General features: G+C 62.2%; 8 protein-coding genes. All 8 read left to right on the top strand.

Going from position 1 to position 7,537, the window contains the following annotated elements:
• Positions 1-525: FAD-binding domain-containing protein (locus VGC33_RS09075; protein WP_331120429.1), on the top strand; the 525-nt coding region annotated here is incomplete at its 5' end.
• 35 nt (positions 526-560) lie between these two features.
• The gene (locus tag VGC33_RS09070; protein WP_331120428.1) at positions 561-1,304 is read left to right on the top strand and encodes a type 2 GTP cyclohydrolase I; all 744 of its coding nucleotides are present in this window, start codon (positions 561-563) and stop codon (positions 1,302-1,304) included.
• Positions 1,305-1,441: 137 nt separating this feature from the next.
• Entirely contained in the window at positions 1,442-2,098 is a 657-nt protein-coding gene (gene pxpB, locus VGC33_RS09065; protein WP_331120427.1) for a 5-oxoprolinase subunit PxpB, read from the top strand.
• The gene (pxpC, locus tag VGC33_RS09060) at positions 2,092-3,075 is read left to right on the top strand and encodes a 5-oxoprolinase subunit PxpC (protein ID WP_331120426.1); all 984 of its coding nucleotides are present in this window, start codon (positions 2,092-2,094) and stop codon (positions 3,073-3,075) included. Before pxpB ends, pxpC begins: the two co-directional genes overlap by 7 nt.
• On the top strand, positions 3,075-3,806 hold the full coding sequence (gene pxpA / locus VGC33_RS09055; protein ID WP_331120425.1) for a 5-oxoprolinase subunit PxpA: 732 nt from the start codon (positions 3,075-3,077) through the stop codon (positions 3,804-3,806). Before pxpC ends, pxpA begins: the two co-directional genes overlap by 1 nt.
• 167 nt (positions 3,807-3,973) lie before the next feature.
• Entirely contained in the window at positions 3,974-4,705 is a 732-nt protein-coding gene (locus tag VGC33_RS09050) for a DUF969 domain-containing protein (protein WP_331120424.1), read from the top strand.
• On the top strand, positions 4,702-5,715 hold the full coding sequence (locus VGC33_RS09045) for a DUF979 domain-containing protein (protein WP_331120423.1): 1,014 nt from the start codon (positions 4,702-4,704) through the stop codon (positions 5,713-5,715). Before VGC33_RS09050 ends, VGC33_RS09045 begins: the two co-directional genes overlap by 4 nt.
• 125 nt (positions 5,716-5,840) lie before the next feature.
• Positions 5,841-6,488, top strand: coding sequence for a pyroglutamyl-peptidase I (gene pcp / locus VGC33_RS09040; protein WP_331120422.1), 648 nt, complete (start codon positions 5,841-5,843; stop codon positions 6,486-6,488).
• The last annotated feature ends 1,049 nt before the right edge of the window (positions 6,489-7,537 follow it).

Raw genomic sequence — 7,537 nt, 5'->3', positions numbered from 1 at the left:
GTGGCGTGGCGCCACGATGAAACCCTGCTTGCCGCCTGGCAGCAGGGTAAGACCGGCTATCCCATTGTCGACGCCGCCATGCGCCAGATGAACCAAACCGGGTGGATGCACAACCGGCTGCGCATGATCACCGCCAGCTTCCTGGTTAAAGATTTGCTCATCGACTGGCGCGAAGGCGAGCGTTATTTCATCTCCCGGCTGATTGACGGCGACCTTGCCGCCAATAACGGCGGCTGGCAATGGGCGGCGTCCACCGGTACCGACGCGGCGCCTTATTTTCGCATCTTTAATCCCACCACCCAGGGACGTCGCTTCGATGAACAGGGGGTCTTTATCCGCCGTTGGCTGCCTGAGCTGGCGGCGGTGCCGGACAGTCATGTGCATGAGCCCCATCGCTGGCCCGGCGCCGGCCACGCCGGACTGGATTATCCCCGGCCGATAGTTGATCATGGCGGCGCACGCAAAACAACCCTGGCGGCGTATCAAGCCGCCAAAGACCGGGGGCTCGCTTCCGGAAAGGGTTAACCGGCGGGGTTCACGCGATAAAGGGGATTAACGGCATGCGTAATATTGAACTGGAACAACTTATCCATCAGCAGCTCGACGTCGACTCATTCCAGGACTATGCGCCCAACGGCCTGCAGGTAGAGGGGCGCGCCGAGGTAAAGCGCATCGTCACCGGCGTTACCGCCTGCCAGGCGCTGCTGGATGCGGCGGTGGCCCATAATGCCGATGCCGTCCTGGTGCACCACGGTTATTTCTGGAAAAACGAGTCGCCGGTCGTTACCGGCATGAAGCAGCGGCGCCTGAAGACCCTGCTGGCGCACGATATCAATCTTTTCGCCTGGCATCTGCCCCTGGACGCCCATCCCGAGCTGGGCAACAATGCCCGGCTGGCCGCCCTGCTGGATATAAACGTCAAGGGACGGCTGGAACCGCTGGTGCCGTGGGGCGAGTTTGACCCCGCCGTCAGCGCGCAAGAGCTGCGTCGCCGGTTGGAAATGCGCCTCGGGCGGGAGGTATTGCACTGCGGCGACAACGCCCCGGCGCTGATTTCACGCCTGGCCTGGTGCACCGGCGGCGGCCAGGGGTTTATCGAGCAGGCGGCGCGCGCGGGGATGGATGCGTTTATTACCGGTGAAGTGTCGGAGCAAACCATCCATATCGCACGGGAAACGGGGCTGCATTTTTTTGCCGCCGGCCATCACGCCACCGAGCGGGGCGGTATTCAAGCCCTGGGCGACTGGCTGGCGCAAACGCATGGTTTTGACGTGACTTTTATCGACATTGCCAATCCAGCTTGACCGGCGGCTATTACATTTTGCCCGGAAACGCATTACAGTACCTGCAAATAAACCATTGGTTAACCGGCTTATAATTTTCTTGAAAATAATCTCATGAAAGCCCAGCCGGCGCCGAAACAGGTCATCAGGAGGTCCGGTTGCAGCGGGCTAGATGTTATTTATTAGGCGAAAGCGCCGTGGTGCTTGAGCTGGAACCCCCGGTTACCCTGGCAAGCCAGCGGCGTATCTGGGGCCTTGCCGCCCGTCTGGTGAACCATGACGAGGTGCGCGAAGCGATCCCCGGCATGAATAACCTGACCGTGTTGTTGACCAATCCCCAGCAGTCGGCGCTGGATGCCATCGAACGTTTGCAAATGTGGTGGGAAGAGAGCGATGCCATCACGCCCGAGGCGCGCGAGATCGATATTCCGGTGATCTACGGCGGCGACGGCGGTCCGGATTTGGCCTGGGTGGCGGAGCATACCGGCCTGTCGCCGCGCCAGGTGGTGGAGCGCCACGCGGGCGCGCCCTATATTGTCTATTTCCTCGGCTTCCAGCCGGGTTTTCCCTATCTGGGCGGACTGCCGGAGATCCTGGCCGTACCGCGCCGCGACGAGCCGCGGCTCTCGGTGCCGGCGGGTTCAGTGGGCATCGGCGGTAAACAGACCGGCGTCTACCCGCTCGCCACTCCCGGCGGCTGGCAGATAATCGGCCGCACGCCGCTTCAGCTGTTTGATCCCCGGGGCACGCCGCCGACGCTGTTGCTGCCCGGGGATAACGTGCGTTTCGTGCCGCAAAAGGAGGGCGTATGCTAAAGGTTATCCATGCCGGCATGATGACCGCCGTCCAGGACGGCGGGCGCAACGGCTATCGTAACCTCGGCATCAGCCAGGGCGGGGTGCTGGATTTGCCGGCCATGAAAATGGCCAACCTGTTGGTGGGCAACGGCGCGGACGCCGCCGTACTGGAAATCACCCTCGGCCAGTTCAGCGCCGAGGTTACCGCCGCCGGCTGGCTGGCCCTGACCGGCGCGGATTGCCATGCCCAGTTGGACGGCAAACCGCTTTGGACCGGCTGGCGTTTTCAGGTGCGGCCCGGCCAGAGCTTGAAACTGGGCACCCCCAAACATGGCATGCGCAGCTACCTGGCGGTTTCCGGCGGATTTGACGTACCGATGGTGCTTAACTCGCGCAGTACCGACCTGAAGGCGGAGTTCGGTGGTCACCAGGGCCGGATGATCCGCGACGGCGATTTGCTGGCCGCCGGCAAACCACGGTTCCTGCCAACCCGGCAAATGGGCATCAGGCAACTGCTGTTCGGCAACCGCGTGCGCGCGTTGCCCGGTCCCGAATACCGCGAGTTCAGCGCCGATTCCCAGGAGGCCTTCTGGCGCTCGAGCTGGCAGCTCAGCCCCCAAAGCAATCGCATGGGGTATCGGCTGCAGGGCCGGACGCTGACGCGCACTACCGAGCGCGAGCTGTTTTCACATGGTTTACTGCCGGGGGTGGTTCAGGTGCCCCATGGCGGCCAGCCTATCGTCCTGATGGCCGATGCCCAGACCACCGGCGGCTATCCGCGTATCGCCTGCGTGATTGCCGCCGATCTGTTCCATCTGGCGCAGATCCGCCTGGGCGAGCCTATCCATTTTATCCAGTGCACGCTGGAAGAAGCCCATGGCGCCTGGCTCGAACAGCAGCGCTATCTGGAGCAAATCGCCTGGCAGCTGGAGCTAGCCCGCCAGCCGGTGTTGCCGACAAAGCCACGGGCCAGAACGCGCGGAAAGGTGAACTGATGGATCTCAACGCGGATTTAGGCGAAGGCGGCGCCCACGATGAAGCGCTGCTGCAATTGGTCAGTTCGGCCAATATCGCCTGTGGGTTTCATGCCGGCGACGCGGATATGATGCGCCAGGCGGTGACGTGGGCGCTGCGTTACGGTGTCGCCATCGGCGCCCATCCAGGCTACGCGGATCGGGAAAACTTCGGCCGCAGCGCGATGGCGCTGCCGCCGGAAACCGTTTATGCCCAGGTGGTCTATCAATTGGGCGCCCTGGCGGCCATCACCCGCGCCCAGGGCGGCCGGATGGTGCATGTCAAGCCGCATGGCATGCTCTACAACCAGGCCGCTCGCGATCCGGCGCTGGCGCAGGCGATAGCCCGCGCGGTCAAGGATGTCGATCCGGCCCTGCGCCTGGTGGGCCTGGCGGGCAGCGAACTGACCAACGCCGGCGAACGGCTGGGGCTTGCCGTCCGGCACGAAGTCTTCGCCGATCGCAATTACCGCCTGGACGGCAGCCTGGTGCCGCGCTCGCAGCCGGACGCGCTGATTACCGACGAGGATCAGGCCCTGGCGCGCACGCTGGAGATGGTGCGCCGGGGGCGGATCCGCACGCCCGCGGGGGAGTGGATAACGGTGCGGGCGGATACCGTCTGCCTGCATGGCGACGGCGTCCATGCCTTGGCGTTCGCCCGGCGCATACACGCCTGCTTCCTCGCCCAGGGCATTCCCATCGCCGCCGCCTGAGCCACGTTTACTCCCCCGGCGCGGCGCGGCCGCCGCGCCCACGCCTTATTTCCCTGTAGTCTTGTATAGGTATTCCCTATCTCCCGCGCCGCTGATTTCTTGGTAATCTGAAGCCTATGGGCCTTTTGCGCCCTCTGATACAGGTATCTATTTTCGAGGAGTGCATCATGCAACAGGCGGTAAATCTTTGGCCTTTATTGGGTATCCTGGCGATTATCATCGGGTTTTTACTGCGTATCAACGCCGTGCTGGTGGTGATTATCGCCGGCGTCGTCACCGGCCTTGCGGCGCATATGCCCATAACCGTCATTCTGGAAAAACTCGGTTCGGGATTTTTAGCCACCCGCAATCTGGCGTTTATATTATTGATACCCCTGGTGGTTATCGGTTTGCTGGAGCGTCACGGTTTAAAGGAGCACGCGCAGCATTGGATTGCCAAAATCAAGAGCGCCACCGCCGGGCGGCTGCTGATCGTGTATTTACTGGCGCGCGAACTGACGGCGGCCATGGGCCTGACCAGCCTGGGCGGTCATCCGCAAATGGTGCGCCCGCTGCTGGCGCCGATGACCGAGGGGGCCTGCGAAAACCGCTATGGCGATTTGCCGCAGGAGGTGCGCTACCGTCTGCGCGCCATGGCGGCCGCCACTGATAACGTCGGTTTATTTTTTGGCGAGGACATTTTTGTCGCCTTCGGCGCCATCATTTTTATGCACAACTTTATGCTGGAATCGGCCGGTATCCAGACCGAACCGTTGCATATCGCGCTGTATGGCATTCCCACCGCCATTTTCGCGTTCCTGATCCATGCGTTTCGCCTCAGGCGCCTGGACCAACGGCTGGCGGCGCAGCTAACGGCGCTGAACCAGACCGCCTTGCGCACCGTGGGGAGCGCAAAATGATCTTTCAACAAACCTATCTTTACTGGCTGGCGGGCGTGGTGCTGCTGATTGTATCGGCGATGTCGCTGCGCGACAGGGCCAATCCCCGGCGCTGGCTGACCGGCGCGTTCTGGGGGCTTTACGGGCTGGTGTTCCTGGTGGGCGATTGGTGCTACGCGCTGACGGCGCGGCTCCTGGGACCTGGCGCCGATGCGCAGCGCGCGTTGCATATCGGCATCGGCGGCCTGGTGATTCTGATGGCGTTGATAGCCGGTTTCGGCGGCGTGCGGCTCGGCGGCTATCATCAACGCAGCGCGGGCGAACGCGAACAGAGCGCCCGCCGCCTGGGCAATCGCCTGTTTATCCCGGCGCTGGCCATTCCGGTGGTGACGGTGGCGGGCGTACTGCTGTTCAATAACCTGCCGGCGCTACAGCATGGGCTTTTCGGCGCCGGTAATAATGCCACCCTGGTGACGCTGTTTTCCATGACCTTTGGCTGTATCATCGGCCTGCTGCTCGCCCTGAGATACACCCGCGACCGACCGCTCCAGTCGGTACAGGAAGCCAGGCGCCTGCTCGACTCGATCGGCTGGGCCTTTATCCTGCCGCAGATCCTCGCCACCCTCGGGCTATTGTTCACCAGCGCCGGCGTCGGCGGCGCGGTTTCCCATCTGACGGAAACCTACCTGGCGGTGAATAATCGTTTTATCGCCGTGGCGGTGTTTGCGGTGGGAATGGCGGTGTTGACCATGATCATGGGCAATGCCTTCGCCGCGTTTCCCATCATCGTCGCCGGCATCGGTATTCCAATCCTGGTGCATGAGCACGGCGGCAACCCGGCCGTTATGGCGGCGGTAGGCATGTTTTCCGGCTACTGCGGGTCTTTGATGACGCCCATGGCGGCCAATTTCAATCTGGTGCCGGCGGCGCTGCTGGAATTGCCCGATCGCTATGCGGTAATTAAAGCGCAAATCCCCACCGGATTGACGCTGCTGGTGGTCAATATCTTCCTGCTCTATTTTATGATGTAACGGCCTAAGCGCCATGGCCTGAAAAAAGTGACGTGAAAATAACGACATGTTAAAAAGGATAAGCATAGGCATTTTATGAAAAATTGCGGCGCGCGGCATTGCCGCCAGCGCGATGGGAGCGGAGCATGAAAACAGTATTGCTGACAGGAATTGAACCCTTTGACGGAGAGATAATCAATCCCTCGTGGGAAGCGGTAAAACAATTTCGGCAACGGCGTATCGGCGATGCGCAGGTTATTGCCTGTCAATTGCCCTGTGCCTTCAGTGAATCGACCCAGGCGTTGAACCAGTTAATTGATGAGCACCGCCCGGCGCTTGTCCTGGCGGTAGGCCAGGCGGGCGGCAGGGCGCGCCTGTCGGTTGAACGCGTGGCGATCAATATCGACGACGCGCGCATAGCCGATAACCTTGGCCGGCAACCGATCGATACGCCGATCGCCGCCGGCGGACCGGCGGCCTATTTCGCCACCGTGCCCATCAAGGCCATGGTCCAGGCCATGCGTGACGCGGGTATCCCGGCGGAGATATCGCAAACCGCCGGCACTTTCGTATGCAACCATATTATGTACAGCCTGTTGCACCGCCTGGCCCAACTGGGCTATGGCGCCAAAGGGGGGTTTATCCACACGCCGTACCTGCCGCAGCAGGCGGCGGCCTTGGGCAATGCACCCAGCATGGCGGTGGACGCCATCGCGGCGGGATTGGACGTCGCCATCCGCACCGCGCTGCAAACGGAGCATGACCTGCAGATCAGCGGCGGCGCGCTAAGCTGAACGATAAAAAACGCCGTTTAAACGGCGTGTATTTTTCTTGATGCCCCCTCGGCCAGGATTTGTTTGCGGCGGAGTTTATGTTGCCGCGGCGGAGGGTTTGGGTGGGCGGTGGGGGTTATTGGGTATGGGAGATGGGTCTGGCTGGGCGGTCGCGGTTATTGGGTATGGGAGAAGGTTTCGCTTGCCAAGCGTGCCGGGTTTTTATGCCGCTCCGTGCGGGCAATCGACCCGGGGCGGGCAGTCGCCCCCGCCCCGGGACCCCGGGCTCCCGGCAGATCGTGCGCCGCTGCGCGGTCCCCGGCAGCGCTTCATCCCGGCTTTTGGACCGCCCGGCATGCGCTCCAGGCGCAAGCCGGGCTTTCGCCGCTCCCGGCGGCTCATCCAGCCGTGCTGCGCGCTGTCGGCGCACTCTATGCCGGACAACGTCAACACCATCGTCTGTGGGCAAAAATAATTTTTCAGGTTATTCGCGGTATGCACTTACCGGGGACAATATCAGTATTAATCTGGAGGCTGAAAGCTGAGTGCTGAATGTTCGCTGCCCTTGCTATTGCCGCATGTTTACGCCTTACTGCATGGTAGTATGGCTTCATCATTCCAGGGCTGACTCCGCACGGCAATATGACATACGTTTAACTGTGCCAGCCGCATCCTACGGCGGTTTAACCTGTCCCGGCGGCAGTCCCTTTTCACCGCTCCATTCCGCTGTGCCAGTCGCATCCTACGGCGGTTTAACCTATCCCGGCGGCAGTCCCTTTTCACCGCTCCATTCCGCTGTGCCAGCCGCATTCCATAATGTTTAACCCCATCTTGATGCCAGCGCTTACCTCAAGCAGCAGCGTTGCTAACGCTGCATAAAATACAGGGTGAACAGCGACATAGGACCCGGCATAGAGCGCGCTGACGGCGCCTGTGACCCCGGCATGAGCCGCCGGGAGCGGCGAAAGGCCCGGTTGCGCCGGGAGCGCTAACCGGGCCGGTGCATCACGGGGGCATGGGCGCCGGAAGGCATCGCGCAGCGACGCGCGACCTGCCGGGCGCGGGGAAGT

The sequence above is a fragment of the Acerihabitans sp. genome, assembly GCF_036398755.1.
In the GTDB taxonomy this organism is placed as follows: Bacteria; Pseudomonadota; Gammaproteobacteria; order Enterobacterales; family Enterobacteriaceae; genus Acerihabitans.
This window is presented reverse-complemented; position numbering and strand designations above follow the sequence as displayed.

Bases quoted from the DNA above. Each gene is read 5' to 3' on its own strand.
- VGC33_RS09070 (WP_331120428.1), top strand. From the start codon at position 561: ATGCGTAATATTGAACTGGAACAACTTATCCATCAGCAGCTCGACGTC.
- pxpC (WP_331120426.1), top strand. From the start codon at position 2,092: ATGCTAAAGGTTATCCATGCCGGCATGATGACCGCCGTCCAGGACGGC.
- pxpA (WP_331120425.1), top strand. From the start codon at position 3,075: ATGGATCTCAACGCGGATTTAGGCGAAGGCGGCGCCCACGATGAAGCG.
- VGC33_RS09050 (WP_331120424.1), top strand. From the start codon at position 3,974: ATGCAACAGGCGGTAAATCTTTGGCCTTTATTGGGTATCCTGGCGATT.
- VGC33_RS09045 (WP_331120423.1), top strand. From the start codon at position 4,702: ATGATCTTTCAACAAACCTATCTTTACTGGCTGGCGGGCGTGGTGCTG.
- pcp (WP_331120422.1), top strand. From the start codon at position 5,841: ATGAAAACAGTATTGCTGACAGGAATTGAACCCTTTGACGGAGAGATA.